Source organism: Nonomuraea sp. NPDC049655, assembly GCF_044465465.1.
Classification (GTDB): domain Bacteria; phylum Actinomycetota; class Actinomycetes; order Streptosporangiales; family Streptosporangiaceae; genus Nonomuraea.
Genome location: NZ_JBITLS010000013.1, coordinates 173,417 through 191,756 on the forward strand (window position 1 = coordinate 173,417; position 18,340 = coordinate 191,756).

At 75.5% G+C, this 18,340-nt stretch carries 15 protein-coding genes; 7 read left to right on the forward strand and 8 right to left on the reverse strand.

The window, feature by feature from the left end; translation table 11 throughout:
- Positions 1–75 precede the first annotated feature (75 nt).
- The 5 genes from ACIBQ6_RS36565 to ACIBQ6_RS36585 all read right to left on the reverse strand — a co-directional run bounded on the left by ACIBQ6_RS36565 (position 76) and on the right by ACIBQ6_RS36585 (position 5,629).
- Complete coding sequence (locus tag ACIBQ6_RS36565) at positions 76–1,335, reverse strand: alpha/beta hydrolase (protein WP_397217601.1); 1,260 nt, start codon at positions 1,333–1,335, stop codon at positions 76–78.
- Between the two features lie 78 nt (positions 1,336–1,413).
- Complete coding sequence (locus ACIBQ6_RS36570; protein WP_357977843.1) at positions 1,414–2,067, reverse strand: response regulator transcription factor; 654 nt, start codon at positions 2,065–2,067, stop codon at positions 1,414–1,416.
- Positions 2,064–3,971, reverse strand: a complete 1,908-nt coding sequence (locus ACIBQ6_RS36575; protein WP_397217603.1) for a sensor histidine kinase — start codon at positions 3,969–3,971, stop codon at positions 2,064–2,066. Before ACIBQ6_RS36575 ends, ACIBQ6_RS36570 begins: the two co-directional genes overlap by 4 nt.
- Positions 3,972–4,100: 129 nt before the next feature.
- On the reverse strand, positions 4,101–4,712 hold the full coding sequence (locus ACIBQ6_RS36580; protein WP_358296868.1) for a dihydrofolate reductase family protein: 612 nt from the start codon (positions 4,710–4,712) through the stop codon (positions 4,101–4,103).
- 74 nt (positions 4,713–4,786) lie between these two features.
- Complete coding sequence (locus tag ACIBQ6_RS36585) at positions 4,787–5,629, reverse strand: helix-turn-helix domain-containing protein (protein ID WP_397217605.1); 843 nt, start codon at positions 5,627–5,629, stop codon at positions 4,787–4,789.
- Between the two features lie 128 nt (positions 5,630–5,757).
- Between ACIBQ6_RS36585 and ACIBQ6_RS36590 the strand changes: the two genes are divergently transcribed.
- The 7 genes from ACIBQ6_RS36590 (at position 5,758) to ACIBQ6_RS36620 (ending at position 13,472) form a co-directional block, all read left to right on the forward strand.
- Entirely contained in the window at positions 5,758–5,982 is a 225-nt protein-coding gene (locus tag ACIBQ6_RS36590) for a hypothetical protein (RefSeq protein ID WP_397217607.1), read from the forward strand.
- A 52-nt stretch (positions 5,983–6,034) separates the two neighbouring features.
- On the forward strand, positions 6,035–8,731 hold the full coding sequence (locus ACIBQ6_RS36595) for a LuxR C-terminal-related transcriptional regulator (RefSeq protein ID WP_397217609.1): 2,697 nt from the start codon (positions 6,035–6,037) through the stop codon (positions 8,729–8,731).
- Between the two features lie 3 nt (positions 8,732–8,734).
- The gene (locus ACIBQ6_RS36600) at positions 8,735–9,622 is read left to right on the forward strand and encodes an alpha/beta hydrolase (protein WP_397217611.1); all 888 of its coding nucleotides are present in this window, start codon (positions 8,735–8,737) and stop codon (positions 9,620–9,622) included.
- Between the two features lie 153 nt (positions 9,623–9,775).
- Positions 9,776–10,180 (forward strand): YbaB/EbfC family nucleoid-associated protein, encoded by a 405-nt coding sequence (locus ACIBQ6_RS36605; protein WP_358296856.1) that lies wholly within the window; start codon positions 9,776–9,778, stop codon positions 10,178–10,180.
- Positions 10,173–10,547 (forward strand): hypothetical protein, encoded by a 375-nt coding sequence (locus ACIBQ6_RS36610; protein WP_358296853.1) that lies wholly within the window; start codon positions 10,173–10,175, stop codon positions 10,545–10,547. The genes ACIBQ6_RS36605 and ACIBQ6_RS36610 overlap by 8 nt, the downstream gene beginning before the upstream one ends.
- Positions 10,544–13,084, forward strand: a complete 2,541-nt coding sequence (locus ACIBQ6_RS36615) for an ADP-ribosyltransferase (RefSeq protein WP_397217614.1) — start codon at positions 10,544–10,546, stop codon at positions 13,082–13,084. Before ACIBQ6_RS36610 ends, ACIBQ6_RS36615 begins: the two co-directional genes overlap by 4 nt.
- A 16-nt stretch (positions 13,085–13,100) precedes the next feature.
- Entirely contained in the window at positions 13,101–13,472 is a 372-nt protein-coding gene (locus ACIBQ6_RS36620; protein WP_397217616.1) for a hypothetical protein, read from the forward strand.
- A gap of 34 nt (positions 13,473–13,506) precedes the next feature.
- Here ACIBQ6_RS36620 and ACIBQ6_RS36625 read toward each other — a convergent pair whose 3' ends face one another.
- Genes ACIBQ6_RS36625 through ACIBQ6_RS36635 form a run of 3 tightly spaced genes read right to left on the reverse strand, consistent with a single transcriptional unit; the run spans position 13,507 to position 18,339 of the window.
- Positions 13,507–14,685 (reverse strand): amidohydrolase, encoded by a 1,179-nt coding sequence (locus tag ACIBQ6_RS36625; RefSeq protein ID WP_397217618.1) that lies wholly within the window; start codon positions 14,683–14,685, stop codon positions 13,507–13,509.
- A gap of 55 nt (positions 14,686–14,740) precedes the next feature.
- Positions 14,741–16,552 carry a S9 family peptidase gene (locus tag ACIBQ6_RS36630; RefSeq protein WP_397217620.1) on the reverse strand — a complete coding sequence of 604 codons (1,812 nt, stop codon included), beginning with the start codon at positions 16,550–16,552 and terminating at the stop codon, positions 14,741–14,743.
- Positions 16,552–18,339, reverse strand: a complete 1,788-nt coding sequence (locus ACIBQ6_RS36635) for an N-acetylglutaminylglutamine amidotransferase (protein WP_397217622.1) — start codon at positions 18,337–18,339, stop codon at positions 16,552–16,554. Before ACIBQ6_RS36635 ends, ACIBQ6_RS36630 begins: the two co-directional genes overlap by 1 nt.
- Position 18,340 lies beyond the last annotated feature (1 nt).

Genomic DNA, 18,340 nt, shown 5'->3' on the forward strand with positions numbered 1-18,340 from the left:
CCCCGCCCCGCCGCCCGGCGGCGCCCTGAGTCACCCGCATCCTAAGATCACCGATCCCGGAACGCGCGGCGGCGTCTAGGAGCGGGCGGGATCGGTGGCGCCGGTGTAGGCGGGGACGGGCAGCGGGCGGTCGAGGAGGAAGGCGCGGATCAGGCCGCGGTAGAGGTCGGGACGGCCGTTGGCGATCGAGTGGCCGGCACCCGGGACGTATACCAGGGTCGAGTCCGGCAGGGTGCGCCGGTAGTCGTAGGTGACCTCCCACTTCAGGTAGTCGCACTGCCCGCGCATGATGAGCACCGGCACCCGTACCCCGCGCAGCCGGGGCCGCGGGTCGGGGACGGCGGCGGCGTCCTCGGCGGTGACCTGGTTGCTGTAGAAGCCGGGCAGGTTCCCGTGCACGGGGGCGGGTTTCGCGTCCGCGCAGCCCGTGGCGTCCTTGGCCACCAGCAGCAGCGCGCGCATCCGGGCGTCGGCCTCGGCGTCGGGCACCAGCGCCCGTGCCGCGGCCGGGTTCACGCCCAGGAGCAACGACTGGACCAGCATGCGCGGGGAGCTCGTCAGCGCGTCGGCCTGGGCCTGGAGGGGGGCGGGCAGGCCGTCCCACGGGCTGCCGACGCCGCCGGGGAAGGCGGGCTCCCAGATCGCGCCCGGCGAGGTGAGCACGGCCTTGGCCACCCGGTCGGGGTGGGCGGCGAGGTAGGCGGCCGACAGGGTGCCGCCCCACGACCTGCCCACCAGGACGATCTTCGGGGCGCCGATGGCCTGGCGGACGGCCTCCAGGTCGGCGACGTGGCGGGCGACCGTGTACCCGGCCGGGTCGGCCAGCCGGGTCGAACGGCCGGCGCCGACCTGGTCGTAGGCGTAGACGTCGAACCCGGCGGCGGCCAGCTCCTCGCTGCCCTCCGGCAGCCCCTCCCCCGGCGTGCCCGGCCCGCCGTGCAGGAAGATCACGGGCGGGCGGCCGGCCGTGCCGGATCCGGCGAGCTTGACGTAGGCGAGCCGGGAGCCCGTCGGGAGCTGCCAGTACGCGACCCCGGCGGGCGCCGCGGCCGGCGGCGGGACGGGGAAGGGCCGGAAGGCCGCCAGCCCGGCGAGGGCGGTGACCGCCACGGTGTTCACCACCACGTAGGGCGGCACCAGCCGGGGCAGCCCCAGCAGGCGGAGTGCGGGACGTCCGAGCAGCCAGGAGACGGCGGCGACGGCGAGCACCCCCGCCCCCGCGAACAGCGGCACGACGGCCGTCACGGCCGCCACGAGCAGGAAGACCAGAGCCCCGGCGGCGACCGCGGCGATCTCGGCGCCCACCAGCAGGATCGCGCCTGACACACGTTTCATGTGCCACAACGTTAGGAACGCGCGCGCCGCGTCTCCTCCTGCCGGCGACCGAACCGTGCCCCCGCCACGCGGCGGGGGTCAGCCGGCCCCGGGACGGATCAGGCCGGACTCGTAGGCGTGGATGGTCGCGTGCAGCCGGTCGCGCACGCCCAGCTTGGCCAGGATCGCCGCCACGTGGTCTTTGACCGTGGCCGGGCTGAGCGCCAGGACGGCGGCGATCTCGGCGTTGGACAGCCCGCGCGCGACGTGCCCGAGCACCTCGCGCTCGCGGGCGGTGAGCCCGTCGGGCCGCGCGGGCGGGCCGGGGTCGGCGGCCGCGGCGAAGCGTTCGAGCAGCCGCCGGGTGATCACCGGGTCGAGCAGCGCGTCGCCGCGCGCGATCACCCGCACCGCGTCCACGACGCGCGCCGGCTCGGCGTCCTTGAGCAGGAACCCGGACGCGCCGGCGCGCAGCGCGCCGAACACGTACTCCTCCAGGCCGAACGTGGTCAGCACGACGATCCGGGTGCCCGGCGTGCCGGCGGTGATCCGGGCGGTGGCGGCGAGCCCGTCGAGGCCGGGCATCCGGACGTCCATGAGCGCCACGTCCGGGCGCAGCTCGGCGGCGAGCGCCACGGCGGACTCGCCGTCGGCGGCCTGCCCGACCACGTCGAGGTCGGGTTCGGCGGCCAGCACCGCGGCGATCCCGACCCGGACCACCGCCTGGTCGTCGACGACGATCACCCTGATCATCTGGGCAACCATACCCGCACGTCGTCCGGGCCGCCGGTGGCCAGCGTCCCGCCGTACCCGTCGGCCAAAGTGCGCAGCCGGCGGCGGGCGCGCCGGGCCGCCGCGCCTTCGACGAGCACGCCGTCGGGCAGGTACGACACGGTGATCCGGTCCCCGGCCAGCTCCTCGACGGCCCGGAACACGCCGACCTCCAGCTCCGGCGTCAGGCCGCCGGGGTCGCCGAGGTGGCGGACGCCCGACTGCCGCCGGGCGGCCAGCAGCTCCAGCCCGGCGAGCGTCGGCGGCGGGCCGTCGGATCCGGCGGGGCGGCGCAGCTCGTCCAGCAGCCTCCGGAGCGCGTCGATCGCGGCGCGGGCGGCGTCGCGCACCGCCGTCAGGTCGCCCTTCCCGGCCGCCGCGACGACCGCGTCCGCGTGCCGGGCCGCCGTGCTGCGCAGACCCTCGACGATTCGTTCTCGTTCGCCGCGCGCCACGTCCGCCAGCCGGCCGGCCAGCAGGTCGCGTTCGGCGGTCGCGGCCGCCCGCCGCCGCGCCCGCGCCCGGCCGACCAGGACGCCCGCCGCCCACGCCGGAGCCGACAGGAGCGCCACGGCCGTGGCGAGCACCGCCCAGGCGGCCGTCGGGTCGCCGGCGATGTCCGGCCCGAGGGCCAGCGCGAGGCCGCCCACCAGGCCGACGGCGAGGATCGCGAGCACGCCCCGGCGCCTGGGGTGGTGGGCGCCGAAGGCGTAGAGCTGGGCCAGCTCCACCCACCACGCCCAGAGGAACAGGTCGCCCGCGGGGGTCGGGGTCAGGCCCGCCATCGCCACCGGATGGATCGACAACATCGCGGCGAGGCTCCACGCGGGCCGCCGCACCCGCCACCACAGAGGCAGGGCGTGCAGGACGAAGAGGGGGCCGAGCACGAGGAACTCCCGCGGCGCCGGAGTGCCTCCCGGCAGCAGGCTCGCCCCCATCGTCAACGCGACGGCGAGCCCGGCCAGCGCCGCGTCCCAGGCCCGCCGCCCGCGCCACCACGTCCGCCGGAACGGGGGCGGCCCGGCGGGGGCGGGGAAGGCGGCCCGGACCGTCCAGCCGCCGGCGTCCGGGCCCGCCGTGAGCGTGCCGCCGCAGGCCGCCACGGTCGTGGCCAGCCCGGACAGGCCGTGGCCGGTGCCCAGGTCGTCGTGCTCCCGCGCGCCGCCGGTGTCGCGCACCTCGACGGTCAGCCGGCCGGGTCCGCCGAGGACGGCGACGTCCACCCGGGCGCCGCCCGCGTACCGCGCGGCGTTGGTGAGGCCCTCCTGGACCACCCGGTAGGCGGCCGCCGCGACCTCGGGCGGCGCGGCGGCGGCCGTCCTGCGGTAGCCGACCCGGCCGGGGTCCGCGCCTGGCCCATGCCGGTCGGCGACCAGGGCGTCGATCGCCGGCAGGTCGCGGACGGCCTCCCGCGCGCCCGCCAGTTCGGCGCGGGCCAGGCGGGCGGCGTCCCCGGCGTGGCGCAGGGCGGACTCCCGCATCGCCGGGTCGGCCACGTGCAGCGCGGACGCCGCGGCCACCGCGATGCCGGTGAGCCGGTGGGCGGCGGTGTCGTGCAGTTCGGCGGCCATCCTGAGGCGCACGGCGTCCGCCACGGCCGCGGCCGCCCGCGATCGCGCCGCCCGGTGCGCGGCCAGGGCCGCCCGCCGCGTCCGGCCCCGCCGGTGCGCCCGCCCGAACGCCCAGACGACCGCGCCCACGCCGCCCGCCACCAGCGCCACGCCCGCCAGCGCCTGCGGCGGCCAGCCGCGGGCCGCCGCGACGGCCGTCGCCGCCGCCACCAGGGCCGCGGCGACCGCGATCGTGATCCCGGCCGTGCCGCGGACGGCCGCGCCGTACAGGAGGGCGACGCCGACGAGCGCGCACCACAGCAGAACGGAGCTCACGGCGTCAGGCTAGCTTCCGCGGATCGGCCGCGCCCATGCGCGCGTTCGTCGGCCCCCCGTCGGGGCACGATCCCGTCGCCGGACAGGGGCGGTGTTCCGCGGGGACCTCGCGCGGATCGGCGGCCGCGACTAGCGGCGCACCTTGTACCGCAGGTGCAGCACCCCCTCGCCCTGGACGACCACGTGCGGGTCCGCCAGGAGGTGCTGCCCGGCGACGCGGCCGAAGTAGGGCTTGCCGGAGCCGAACACCACCGGCACGACGTCCATCGCCACCTCGTCCACCAGACCGGCCGCGAGCAGCTGGCCGCCGACGTCGCCGGCGTTCACGCTGACGACCCGGTCCCCGGCGAGCTCCTGGGCCCGGGCGACGGCGGCCGTCACGTCGGCGGCGAAATGGTAGGACGCCTCGGGGTGCCAGCCCTCGGGCTTGGGCCGGTGGGACACCACGACCACATGCTCCCCCGCGGGCGGCCGTCCTTCCCAGCCGTTCACCAGGTCGAACAGGGTGCGGCCCATGATGATCACGCCGACCGACTCCCAGATCGGCCGGACGTACTCCGCCGACGCCTTGGAGACCCTGAAGCGGCCGCCCGCGCCGGAATGGTCGTAGTCCGGGTCGTCGCCCAGCGTGAGCGGGGTGTCGCCGTTCCAGTACCAGTCGTGCAGGGGGCCGACGTCGTCGTTGCCGTCGGCGATGAAGCCGTCCACCGACACCGCGCTGTTCATGATCACTGCGCCCACGGGGTCTCCTCGGTCCTCGTCAGAAGTACGCCTGCGATCCTGCCGTCCCGGCAGGCTGCCGGGCTTGTAGAAAATCAATCGGCGGGCATCGGGCCGTCGTCCGGCGGGAAGCCCCGCTCGGCGGGGAAGCGGCGCCGCAGGGCCAGGTACCCGGTCGGGGTGTGGCCGGTGAAGTCCTTGAACTCCCTGCTGAAGTGGGCCTGGTCGAAGTAGCCCACCGTGTGGGCGAGCGCCGTCCAGTCGACCGGGCGCGACGCGTCCACGGACAGGATCAGCCGGGCGAAGCGGTAGATCCGGGCCACCCGCTTCGGAGTGACGCCGACATGGGACTTGAACTGCGCGGCCAGGTGGTTGCCGCTCACCCCGGCGGCGTCGGCCAGCGCGCCGACCGGGACCGCGCCGTACGTGGCCGCCAGGCGGCCGCCCGCGTGCCGGATCAGGTCGAGATTGCGCGACGCCGTCCCCGCGAACCGCGCCCGCAGCTCCTCCTCCACCACCCGCAGGACGCCGGCGGCCGAGGCGAGGTCGCCGGCCCGGTCGCGGATCCGGTCCAGGGACCGCTGCCAGAGGGCGTCGGCCGGCACCCACCGGTCGCGCAGCTCGCCCGCCGGCACGCCGACGAACGGCGTCATCCCCCACGGCTTGAAGTGCACCCCGACCAGCCGCACCCGGGCGGGGTACTCGTAGCGGAACCGCCTGGTCCACATCCCCATGAACCAGCCGTCGGCGAACACCGCCGGCGGCACGGCAGGGTCGGAGTCCCACAGGCGGGCGGGGTCGCCCAGGTTGACGAACAGGTGTCCCGACGGCATCGGCGGGACGTTCATCAACCGGTGTCGCGGCACCCCGGTCAGGCAGTAGATGTCGTCGATGAACCGGTCGAGCGGCGGCGCGGGCACCCGTCCGACGTATTCCATGGGACCAGTGTGGCCGAGGTGATCGGGGCCGTGCACCGAATCTTCACCTCGGGTGCGCATCGACCGCAAACCGGTCTGCTTCGATGTCGGCGTGACCGATCGGAGCGGGCCGTCGTCCGGGGCCGGGGATGTTCGCCGGGCCTTCGGCTGCGCGTTCCCGGCCGTCGCTGCGATCGCGTGCGCGGCGGCTGCCGTGGGCGGCCCGGCGGCTGTGGCCGCAGCTCCTCCTGACGGTGCTCGCCCTCGCCGTCACGGTCTCCGGGCCGGTCGCGCTGACCCTGTACGACGTGGCCACCCAGGGCACCCCCGGCGACTGCGTCCTGCCCTGGTGGCCTGCGTGGCTGCCCACGTAGGGACGGTCTCCGGGGCTCGGCGGGCCGGGCCGCCCGCCTAGGGTAGGGGCTTGTGCTCTACGGCAGATCTGCGGAAATCAGCGTTCTCGACGAGGTGATCGCGCGCGCCCGCGACGGCGCCGGCGGCGCGGCGGTGTTGCGCGGCGAGGCGGGGGCGGGCAAGACGGCCCTGCTCGACGCGGCGGCCGCGCGCGGCGGCGCGATGCGGGTGTTGCGGCTCACCGGCGTCGAGTCGGAGTCCGACCTGGCGTTCGCGGCGCTGCACCAGCTTCTGTGGCCGGTGGCCGGTTCGCCCGGCGCGCTCGACGCGCTGCCCGAGCCGCAGCGCCTCGCCGTCCGCGCGGCGCTGGGGCTGGCGGCCGGGGGCGCCGGTGACCGGTTCCTGCTGGCGGCCGGCGTGCTCTCGCTGCTGGTCGAGGCCGCCGCGCCGGACGGGCTGGTCTGCGTGGTGGACGACTTCCAGTGGGTCGACCGGGCCTCGGCCGACGCGCTGCTGTTCGCCGCCAGGCGGCTCGCGACCGAACGCGTCGCGATGCTGCTCGCGGTGCGCGGGGACGCCGCGGTCAAGGGCGTGCCGCTGACGGTGGAGGTGCGCGGCCTGGCCGAGGCCGCCGCGGACGAGCTGCTGGCGTCCCGCCACGGCACGCTGCCCGTCCAGGTGCGGCGCGAGCTGGTCACGCTGACCGGCGCGAACCCGCTCGCCCTGCGCGAGATCGCCGCCCGTCTGACGCCCGCCCAGCTCGCCGGACGCGAACCGCTGCCCGACCCGCTGCCCGGCGGCGCCCGGCTGTTCGGCGACCGGGTGGCCGCGTTGTCCGCCGCCGCCCGGCTGGCCGCCCTGGTCGCCGCCGTCGAGGGCGACCTCGACGTGGTCCTGCGCGCCACCGGCCGGCTCCTCGCCGAACGCGCGGAGTCTGAGCCGGAGGCCGGGCGGGCGGCGTTGGCCGAGTTGGAGGAGGGCGGGCTGGCGGAGGTGTCGGGCGCCGGCGTGCGCTTCCGCCACCCGCTGATCCGTTCCGCGGTGCACGAGGCGGCCGCTCCGGCCGAGGTGCGCCGGGCGCACGCCGTCCTGGCGGAGCTGACCGCCGACGACCGCCGCGCCTGGCACCTGGCCGGAGCCGCCCTGGGCCAGGACGAGGAGGTCGCCGCCGCGCTGGTGGCCGCCGCCGGCCGGGCCCGCGACCGCGGCGGGTACGGCGCCGCCGCCACCGCCCTGGCCAGAGCCGCCGAGCTGACCCCCGAGCCGCGCGAACGCGCCGTCCGGCTGAAGGACGCCGCCGTCGCGGCCTGGCTCGGCGGCCGTCCCGGCCAGGCGGAGTCGCTGCTGGCCGAGGCGCGCGAACGGGCCGGCGGCGACGTCGCCGTGACCATGGAGATCGCCCAGCTCCGCGGCCGGTTCGAGCTGAACTCGGGCAACGCCGCCGAGGCCGTGCGGATCCTGGCGGCGGGCGACAGCCTGGACATGCTGGCCGACGCCTCCGAGGCGGCCGCGTACGTCGGCGACACCGCGATGATCGTCGAGCTCGGCCGCCGGGCCGCCGCGCACCCGGAGGGTTTCCTGCGGGACACGGTGGCCGGCATCGGCCTGACCCTGGGCGGCGACGCCGCCGGGCCCGGACTGCTGCGCCGCGCGCTGGCGCGGGCCGGTGAGCTGAAGGACCCGGCGGGCCACCTGTGGGCGGCGGCCGCGGCCAGCCAGCTCGGCGAGACGGACCTGGCCGCCGAGCTCAGCGACCGGGCCGGGCAGGTGGCCAGGGTGTCGGGCATGGCGGGGCAGTTGCCGGTCGTGCTGGAGTTCGTGGCGACCGCCGAACGGCTGGCCGGGCGGCTGGCGCGCAGCCAGGCCCTCTCGGAGGAGGGCCTGGAGCTGGCCCGCGAGGCCGGTTACGAGAACACGGTGGCCGCGCACCTGGCCAACCTGGCGGTCGTGGCGGCGCTGCGCGGCGAGGAGGAGGACTGCGAGCGGCAGGCCCGCGCGGCGCTGGCCATCGCCGTCCCCCATCGGGTGGGGCTGCGCGCGGGGGTGGCGGCGTACGCGCGGGCGATGCTCGACCTGTGCCTGGGCCGGCACGCGGCGGCGCGCGACCGGTTCGCGGCCATCGCCGCGGCCGGGCCGGGCACCGGGCATCCGGCGATCGTCTGGCGGACGACCCCCGACCGCGTCGAGGCCGCCGTCGGAGCGGGCGACGAGGAGGGCGCGCGGGCGGCGCTGGAGGCGTACGAACGGGGGTCGCGGCACGCGGCGACGCCGGAGTCCCGCGCGCTGCTGGCGCGCTGCCGCGGCCTGGCCGAATCGCGCGAGGACGCCTTCGACGAGGCGCTGCGGCTGCACACCAACCCCTTCGAGGCGGCCAGGACGGCCCTGCTGCTGGGCGAGCGGTTGCGCCGCGGGCAACGTCCGGGCGAGGCACGGGCGCATCTGCGGATGGCGTGGGAGACGTTCGAACGGGCGGGCGCGCGGCCGTGGGCGCGGCGCGCGCAGGAGGAGCTGCGGGCCGCGGGCGAGAGCGGGCAGGCGCCGCCCACGGCCGTGCTCGACGCGCTGACCCCGCAGGAGTTGCGCATCGCGGGCCTGGTAGCCGACGGGTTGTCGAGCAAGCAGATCGCCGCCCGGCTCTTCCTGAGCCCGCGGACGGTCGAGTACCACCTGTACAAGATTTATCCGAAGCTCGGCATCGGCTCCCGTACTGATCTGGCGCGGCTAGTAGTTCTACAGAAGGCGCCCGTAGCCGGGCCGGGCAAGCTGTGAGGCATGCAAAACGTGAACATCTGGAGTGAAGAGTTCGGCGCCGCCACCGACGAGCCGATCCTGCTGATCATGGGTTCGATGTCGCAGGGCGTCCTGTGGCCGGACGAGTTCGTCGGGCTGCTGACCGCGGGCGGCCGCCGGGTGATCCGGTACGACCACCGTGACACCGGCATGTCGGACACGGTCGACTTCGCGGCGCACCCGTACACGTGGGACGACATCAAGGACGACGTCTACCGGGTGATGGACGCGCACGGCCTGGACAGCGCGCATCTGGTCTGCCACTCGGCGGGCGGGCTGCTGGGGCAGTTCGTCGCGGTGGAGCGGCCGGAGCGGGTGCGGTCGCTGACGGTCATCGGCTCCTCGCCGCTGGGCGGCGGCGAAGGGAAGGTCATCATGCGGGCGCTGCTGGGCCAGCCGCAGCCGGAGGGCAGCCTGCCGGTGCCGCTGCCGGAGTTCGTGGCCTTCTACCAGGCCCTGATCGCGTCGCCGCCGCCGCAGGACCGGCGGGCGGCGATCGAGGGCATGATCGCCGAGCAGCGTCTGCTGCACGGGACCGGGCTGCCGTTCGACGAGGACGCGGCGCGCCGGTTGCAGGAGCGCATCTACGACCGGGCGCGCGACCTGTCGGCGACGGTCAACCATCGGCTGGCGGCGGGCGCCAAGCCCGATTTCGAGCCGGTGGGCGTGCTGCACCAGGTCAAGGCGCCGACGCTGGTGATCGAGGGCACCCACGAGGTGGCCAAGCCGGGTCATGGCGCGCTCATCGCCGAGCAGGTGCCGGGGGCGCGGCTGATGATGGTGGAGGGCCTGGGGCACACGCTGCCGCCGGAGGTGCACGAGGAACTGGCCACCGCCGTCCTCGCGCACACGGCCCCTCGCGATCGTTGACTCCGTGGTCCCCGCCGGGTCGGTTCGCCGGCCCGGCGGGCGGGTTTCGGATGGCCTGAACTGCTCGTTTTCCGTCCGTAAAGAGATTTAGTACGGTAGGCGTCCACGTTACAGCTGCGGCACAAGTCGCCCCTGGTACGAGAGGTACGCCGTTTGAGCGACGAGTTCGGGCTGACAGTCGAAGCGTTGGCCAGGGAGTACAACCGGCAGGCCCGCGAGCTGCGGACGGCGTACGGCAAGCTGTCGGAGCTGGTGGCGACCGCGCAGAGCCGCGACGGCCTGGTCAGCGTGACGGTGGGGCCGCGCGGTCAGGTGCAGGACATCGCGCTGGACCCCCGGGTGTACCGCAGGCTCGCGCCGTCGCAGCTCGCCCGCTCGATCATGGAGCAGATCGGCGCCGCCACCGAGCAGGTGGCGGACCGGACGAAGGAGCTCATGACGCCGTTCATGCCGCAGGGGCTGCCTCTGGAGGAGGTGCTGGGCGAGGGGACGGGCATCGAGTCGTTCCTGCCGAAGCCCGTGCGGCTTCCGCCGGAGGACGGCGCGGCGCATGAGTGACACCCGCGGCCAGGGATACAAGGCGGTCTTCAGCGGCCTGCGGCAGCGATCCGCGCAGGCCGACGCCAGCGCCACCGCCCTGCGGGACCTGTACAGCGCGCTGGGCGCCGTCTTCTACCGCGAGGGCAACCCGCTGGGCGACGACCACTACGGCAGGGAGCTGGCGAAGAACCAGTACAGGATCGAGAGCACCGTCCTGCTCGCCTTCGACGCCTACATCCAGGCGGTGGAGGCCGTTCGGGACGGGCTCCGGGGCAACGCGCGGAACTACGAGGACGCCGAAGGCCCGGACACCCACGACGCCGGGTATCAGGCCCCGCCCCTCGACGGCCAGGCGCCGTCTCCGCCGAGTCTGCCGGGGACGTGAGCTTGGGGTTCGACGGTTTCCTCGTCCCTGACTGGGCGAAGCCGTTCGTCGGCTACGCCGTCGGCATGGACTGGCCCGAAGGTGACGAGGACGGCTGTTTCCGGCTCGCCGACGCGTGCGCGTCCACCGCGCGGGGCGTCCTGGAGGCGCGGGGCGTGGCGGTCTACACCCGGCTGGGCGACGACTGGGACGGCGACGCGCTGCGGGAGTTCGTCACGTACGTCCAGGAGGGGCCCGATCAGATGCTGGCCGAGCTCGTCAAGGAGCTCGTCTCGGCCGCCCTCCACTACAACGAGCTCGGCGTCCAGGTGCAGTACACCAAGCGGATGATCGAGGTCTCGGTCTGGTTCCTGATCCTTCAGCTCATCTGGCTGCTGGCCGCGGCGGCCGGCCCCTGGGGACCGGCCGCCATGGCCGTGGCCGGCTCGCGGATCCAGCTCACCCGGCTGGCCATCGCCCAGCTCGGCAAACGGCTGCTGATCAACATCGGGCTGTTCGGCGGCCTGATGGGCGGCATGGACCTCGGGGTGCAGGCCACGCAGTCCCGGCGCGATCACGTGGACTGGGACCAGGTCATGACGTCGGCCGGCACGGGCGCCCTCCTGGGCGCCTTCCTGACGGGCTTCACGGGCATCCTGCCCCCTCGGTCGATGCTCGGGTTGATGGGCCGTTCGGGCCTGGCCGGCGTGGCCACGGACGTGGCCACGCAGATCTACGGCGGGCAGCCGTTCGACCCGGACAGGCTGCTCAAGAGCCTCACCTCCGGCGTGCTGGGCGGCGCGGACGCGCACTGGGCGAGCTGGAGCCCGGGAGCGCACGTCAAGCCTGACGCCGGCCCGCCGGCGCACTCCCCGGTGAATTCGGCGGTGAAGTCGGCGGCGAAGTCGGCGGTGAAGTCCGGCGTGGACCCGGGTTCCGCCGCCACGCTTCCCCCCGAGTGGCTGAACGGCGCGTACCACTCCTACGACCACCAGCCCACGTCGTCGTCGTACTACGCGGACGGTTCGGCGGGGCTTCCGTCCGGGCCCTGGCCGGAGAGCACCACGCTGGCCGGCGCGGCCGCCAAGCAGGACCCGTCCTTCGGCGGCGGGCACGACTTCGACGCCCTCCTCAACGACGTGCGGGCCGCGGACGGGCCCGCCGCCTCCCACGCGGGCGGGGGCGTCCTGCCCGGCGGCGCCGCCAAGCCGCAGGGACCGTTCCGGATCCTGGAGAACCCCGGCAAGTCCGGCGACGGCTACGTGAGCGGCGGCCAATGGGGCAAGTACGGCGCGGCGGGCGTGCTGATCCGGGGCATCGACCCGCACGGCGAGCCGCGTTACCTGCTCATGCAGCAGAGCGAGCTGGTCTCCAACGCCGGCAAGTGGCAGCTGCCCGGCGGCGCGCTCGACAGCCTGGAGAGCCCCGTGCACGGCGCGGCCCGGGAGATCAGCGAGGAGCTGGGCGTCGACCAGGTGTACCTGGACGAGCTGCGGCTCAAGGGCGAGCACGCCGTGCACGTCGGGGACGACGGCTGGACGTACACCAATCTGGCCGCCGACGGGCCGATGTTCGCTCCGAAGCTCGACACGTTCGAGACCAGCGGCGCCCAGTGGTTCACGCTGAGAGAGCTCACCTCGATGGCGAACGGCGACAAGCTGCACCCCGCGCTGGCCAAGGCCCTGCCGGACATCCTGGGCCTCTACCACCAGGACGCGGGACCGGCCGCCGCCCCGCCGAAGGACCACTACACCGCGCCGGACACGGCCGGCCGGGTCAAGCCCCCGGTGGACTTCGACGCGCGCTCCGGCGACCTGTCCCCGTCCGCCCTGCCCCATGGCAAGGGCGGCGCGCCGCCCGCGTACTCGGGGCTGGTCGCCGACGGGCCGAACCCGTCGCTGGGGCAGACGATCCGCCGTACCGAATCGGGTCTGTACTACACCGCGCCCGCGCCGCACGTCCCCGTGGACGCGCCCTTCGGCTCCCGCATGGTCTCGGCCTCGTTCGGCGAGGCCGTCTGGTCGGACGTGTCCGCCGGGCTGTCCCAGGCCGAGCGCGCGGCGGCCAAGGAGTACTCCGAGGGCGGCTACCTGGGGATGAACGACTACCTGCGGTACGGCGACTCCTCCATCGAGGGCCTGACGCCCGAGGAGGTCGCCAGGAACAAGGCACGTATCATCGCGGAGATCGAGCTGCTGCAGGAGATCATGGAACGCCGGCCGGTCCCCGAGACGATCGACGTGTTCCGGACGCTGCGGCTGACCCCGAAATTGTTCACCGTGCCCGTCGAGGAGCTGGCGGGAACCGTGCAACGCGACCCCGCCTTCTTCTCGACGAGCATCGGCGACGGGCCCGCCTCCCCCGGGGCCGGGCACGTGGAACTGCACCTGCGCGTGCCCGAAGGCACCCCCGCCTTCTACCTGGACCTGCTCAGCCGGCACCAGGAGAGGGAATTGCTGCTCGGCACTGGTTTGTCATGGTTCGCCGAGGACGTGCAGCGCAAGGACGGCCGATGGCACGTCTACGGCTGGGTGCTGCCGCCCGAGGCCGACGGCTGACGGGAAGGACGAAGAGGTGTCGCTGAAGGACCAGCCCGAGTTCCGGACCGTCCACGCCCCGGACGCCTACCCCCGCACGACGACGGCCGCGGTCCGCTACGTCCCGGTGCTCAAGGACGGCGCCGTGATCGGCTACCTGTGGGCCGCCGCCACGGACGACGCTGCCCGGTACGTGCCGCGCGAGCAGGCCGGTGACGCCGCCTTCGACGCCGCCGTGGTCTGGACCCGGCGGCTGCGCTGGGCCAAGGCCAACGGCGTCACCCCGCTGGAGGCGCTGCGGCACTGGGCGGGCGAGGCCGAGGACGCCCGCGCCGGGCAGGTTCCGGTGCGGCAGCCGTTCGAGCTGCCGTCCCTGCGCGCGCTGGAGGAGCTGGCCGCGGCCGCATGACGTCCCGCCGCGGGGGCCGCCCGCGGACCGGGCCTCACCGAGCAGGCGCCGCGGGAGCGCCGGCGGGCAGGGCGCGGCGCGCCAGCGTGACGTAGAAGTCCGTCCCCGTCCGCAGGACGGCGTCGTTGAAGTCGTACTCCCTGCTGTGCAGCGGGTCGCCGCCCCGGCCGGGTTCGGTGCCGTTGCCGAGGAAGGCGAAGCAGGCCGGCACGGCCCCGGCGAACACGCCGAAGTCCTCGCTCGGCATGACGGGCGCGCAGTCGGGGTCGACGCCGTCCTCGCCGGCGACCGCGACGGCCGCCTCGACCGCCGCGGCGACGCAGGCGGGGTCGTTGACGGTGGGCGCGAACTCGTGGGTGTAGGTGACGGCGCACGTCGCGCCGTGGGCGGCGCCGATGCCCTCGCAGAGCCGCCGGACCCGGTCCTCCAGGAGTGCGGCGACGGCGGGGTCGAAGCTGCGGGTGTCCCCTCTGATGACGACCTCGCCGGGGATGGCGTTGCGCGTGCCGTCGGTGCTGATGTCGGTGCAGGACACCACGGCGGGCAGCGCGGGGTCGACGTTGCGGGCGACGACCGTCTGCAGGGCCAGGACGATCTCCGCGGCCACCACGATGGGGTCGACGACCATGTGCGGGCGGGCGGCGTGCCCGCCGCGGCCCCGGATGCGGATCTCGAAGTTGTCCTCGCCGGCCATGATGCTCCCGGCGCGGGTCAGGAAGTGGCCGGCGGGGACGCCGGGCCAGTTGTGCAGCCCGTACATGGCCTGGACGGGGAAGCGGGCGAGCAGGCCGTCGTCGAGCATGGCCCGCGCGCCGCGGCCGGGCTCCTCGGCGGGCTGGAAGACGAACCGGACGGTTCCCTCGAAGCCGCCCTCGGCGGCCAGGACGGCGGCGGCGCCGAGCAGCATCGCCATGTGCCCGTCATGGCCGCAGGCGTGCATGAAGCCGGGGTTGCGGGAGACGTGGGCGTGCGTGCCCGGCTCGTCGAGCGGCAGGCAGTCCATGTCGGCCCGCAGCCCGACGGCCCGGCCGGTGCCGCCCCTGGTCAGGGAGGCGACGACGCCGGTGCCGCCGACGCCGGTGACGACGTCGAGGCCCGCCGCCTCCAGCGCCGCGGCGAGGTAGGCGCTCGTCGCGTGCTCGGCGAAGGCCGGCTCGGGCCGCCGGTGCAGGTCGTGCCGCCAGGCGCGCAGCCGGGAGTCGAGATCGGTCACGAGCGGGTCCTTCCGTGCCGGTGGGGCACCATGATGGACGCGTCCGGCCGCCCGATCAATGCGGGGCGGGCCGCAGGTGCTCGTCGAGCCAGTTCAGCACCTTGGAGACGAGGCTGATGCGGTTGGCGCGGTTGCGGATCTCGTGGCCTTCGTCCTCGAAGAGCAGCAGGTCGCAGGGCACGCCGCGGGCGCGGGCCGCCCCGAACGCCTGCCGGGCCTCGTGCACCGGCACGTTGGTGTCCTGCGCCCCGTGCACGACCAGGAGCGGGGCGGCCAGCCGGTCGAAGGCGCGCAGCGGGGACAGGGCGTGCAGCAGGTCGCGGTCCGCCTCCGGGTGCCCGTACTCGGACACCGCCGCGGCGGCGATCCACGGTTCGGTACGGGCGTAGAAGGTGGCGAAATCGGCGATGCCGCTCATGTTCACGCCCGCGCGGAAGAGGTGCGGATGGGTGACGAGGGCGGCCAGGGTCAGGTAGCCGCCGTACGACCAGCCCATGCAGGCGAGCCTGGACGGGTCCGCCGCGCCCGTCCGCACCAGCGCGGCGGCGCAGTCGGCGACGTCCTCGACCGCGCGGAAGCGCAGCGCCAGGTCGTCGGCCTGGCGGAAGGCCCGCCCGTACCCGCCCGAACCGCGCACGTTGGGCGCCAGCACCCCGATCCCGGCGGCCAGGAGGTTCTGGTAGAGCGGGTTGAAGGTGGGGCGTTCCTGGTCCTCCGGCCCTCCGTGCAGCGACACCACGAACGGCGCGGGCCCGTGGACGTGCGCCGGGCGGTAGAGCCAGGCGGCCAGCTCCAGCCCGTCGCGGGCGGGGAAGCGCAGCAGCTCGGCGCCGGTCGCGACCGGGAGCCGCCCGGCCCCGGCGGCGTATCGGTACGTCCCGGAGGTCAGGTCGCACAGCAGCACGTGCGAGGGCTCCTCGGGGCTCTCGGCGGCGAGCACCGCCGTGCGGCCGTCCCAGGCGACCCGGACCGAGGTGACCACGTCGGCGGGCGGCGGCGGAAGCGACCTGACGTGCGCGGCGGGCAGTTCCACGACGTCCAGCGCCGAGCGGCCGTGCTCGTTCCACAGCAGGACGCCGCGGCGGCCGTCGGCGCTGAGCGCGAACCGGTCCAGCTCGGCGTCCGGCCGCTCGGCCAGCACGACGGGATAGGCGTTGCGCCGCACCGCCAGCAGCGCGGCCCGGTCGCGGCCCGCGTCCGACACCAGGTAGGCGATCTCGCCGTCGGGCGACAGGGCCCCCTGGTCGGTCGAGCCGGGCAGGCCGGGCAGCAGGTCGCGCTCGCCGCCCGGCGGGTGACCCGGGACGGCGTCGGCCGCGTACATCCGGCGCAGGCCGCGCGGCCCGCGCCGGAGCAGCATGCGCGCGTGGTCGCGGCTGACCGCGGCCGGCCACAGCAGCTCGCCTGCGGCGATGACCTGGCGCGCGCCGGTGACGGCGTCGGCCAGCTCGGCCCTGGTCAGGCCGGCGGCGGAGGTCTCGGCCACCAGGACCGACTCGCCCCGGCCGGTCCAGCGGACGAGCGCGGCCGACCCGTGCGGCGGAACGGCGAGCGGCCGCAGCTCGCCGCCGTGCGGGCGCACGGTCCACACCTGCGTGTGCTCGCCGCCGTCCGGCGCCACCAGGACCGCCAGATGTTCCCCCGTGGGCCCCCAGCTCACGTCCACGACCGGGTGGTGGCCGGTGTCGACCGGCCACGCGTCCAGATCCGCGCCGAGCGGCTGGACCCACACCCGGGGCACGCCGTCCTGGTCGCCGACGAAGGCCACGGCGCTGTTGTCGGGCGCCAGCGCGGGCCGGCGGCAGTTCCAGGCGCGCAGCGCGGCGGCCGACGGCAGGTGCGACAGGTCGCCGAGGATGTCCGGCATCACATCTGGTGGGCCTGGAGCCACAGTTCGAGCAGGCCGATCTGCCACAGCGTGTTGACGCCGGTCGTCGCCCTGTCGGACTCGGGGTCGGCCAGCAGCCGCCGCACGAACTCCGGACGGAACAGGCCCCGCGCGCGGGCGGCCCCGCTGGTGAGGGCGTCCCGGACGAGGTCGAGCAGGGGCCCTTCGACGTGCCGGACGGCGGGCACCGGGAAGTAGCCCTTCGGCCGGTCGACGATCTGCGCGGGCAGCAGCCGGCGGGCGGCGTCCTTGAGCACGCCCTTGCCGCCGTGGGCCAGTTTGAGCCCGTCGGGGCAGGCGGCGGCCAGCTCGACCAGGTCGTGGTCGAGGAACGGCGTGCGGGCCTCCAGCCCGTGGGCCATGGTCATGTTGTCGACGCGTTTGACCGGGTCGTCGATCAGCATGGCCGTGGTCTCCAGGCGCAGCACGGCGTCGAGCGCGGTGTCGGCGCCCGGCCGCGCCACGTGCTCCCGGACGAAGTCGCCGCTGACGTCCCGGTCCAGCAGGTAGCCGGGGGCCAGCACGCCGGACAGCTCCTGGTGCGGGCGGTCGGCGAACTCCCTGCGGTAGACCTCGGCCGCCCGCTCGCGCGGCACGCCCGCCAGCGGCGGGAACCAGCTGTAACCGGCGAACACCTCGTCGGCGCCCTGGCCCGACTGCACGACCTTCACGTGCCGGGCGACCTCCTGCGACAGCAGGTAGAAGGCGACGCAGTCGTGGCTGGCCATCGGCTCGCTCATGGCGCCCACCGCGCGTTCCAGCCCGTCCAGCAGGCGGTCGCCGGGGATCCGGATGCGGTGGTGGTCGGTGCCGAACCGGCCGGCGACCAGGTCGGAGTAGGCGAACTCGTCCCCCTGCTCGCCGCCGGCCGCCTCGAAGCCGATGCTGAACGTGGTCAGGCCGCTCTGCCCCTCCTCGGCCAGCAGCGCCACGATGAGGCTGGAGTCCAGGCCGCCGGAGAGCAGCACGCCGACCGGCACGTCGGCGACCATCCGGCGGCGCACCGCCGTGCGCAGGGCGTCCAGGGTGGCCCGGCGCCACTCCTGCTCGCTCAGCCCCGCGTGCTCGGGCATCGCGGAGCGGGTGTAGGGCGGGTCCCAGTAGCGGTGGTCGGTGCTCGTCCCGTCCGCCTCGACGACCCGCACGGTGGCCGCCGGCAGCTTGCGCACGCCCGCGAGGATCGTGCGCTCGCCGGGCACGAGCGAGTGGAAGGTCATGTAGTGGTGCAGCGCCACCCGGTCGATGCCGGTGTCCAGGCCGCCGCCCGCGGCCAGGGCGGGCAGCGTCGAGGCGAAGCGCAGGCGGCGGGCGTCGCGGCTGACGTACATGGGCTTGATGCCGAGCCGGTCGCGGCCGAGCACCAGCCGGCCGCTGTCCCGCTCGTGGATCGCGAAGGCGAACATGCCCTTGAAGTGCCCGACGCACCCGGCGCCCCACCGGTGGTACGCCTTGAGCAGCACCTCGGTGTCGGAGGTGGAGTAGAACCGGTAGCCCGCGCCGCGCAACTCCTCGCGCAGCTCGCGGTAGTTGTACAGGCAGCCGTTGAACACCACCGCCAGGCCGAGCCCGGCGTCCACCATCGGCTGGGCCGCCTTCTCCGACAGGTCGATGATCTTGAGCCGCCGGTGGCCCATCGCGACGGCCCCCTGCGCCCACAGGCCGGAGCCGTCCGGCCCGCGGTCGTGCATGGCGTCGGTCATCCGGCCCACCGCGCCGATGTCGGCCTCCGCGCCGTCGAACCTGAACTCGCCGCTCAGCCCGCACATG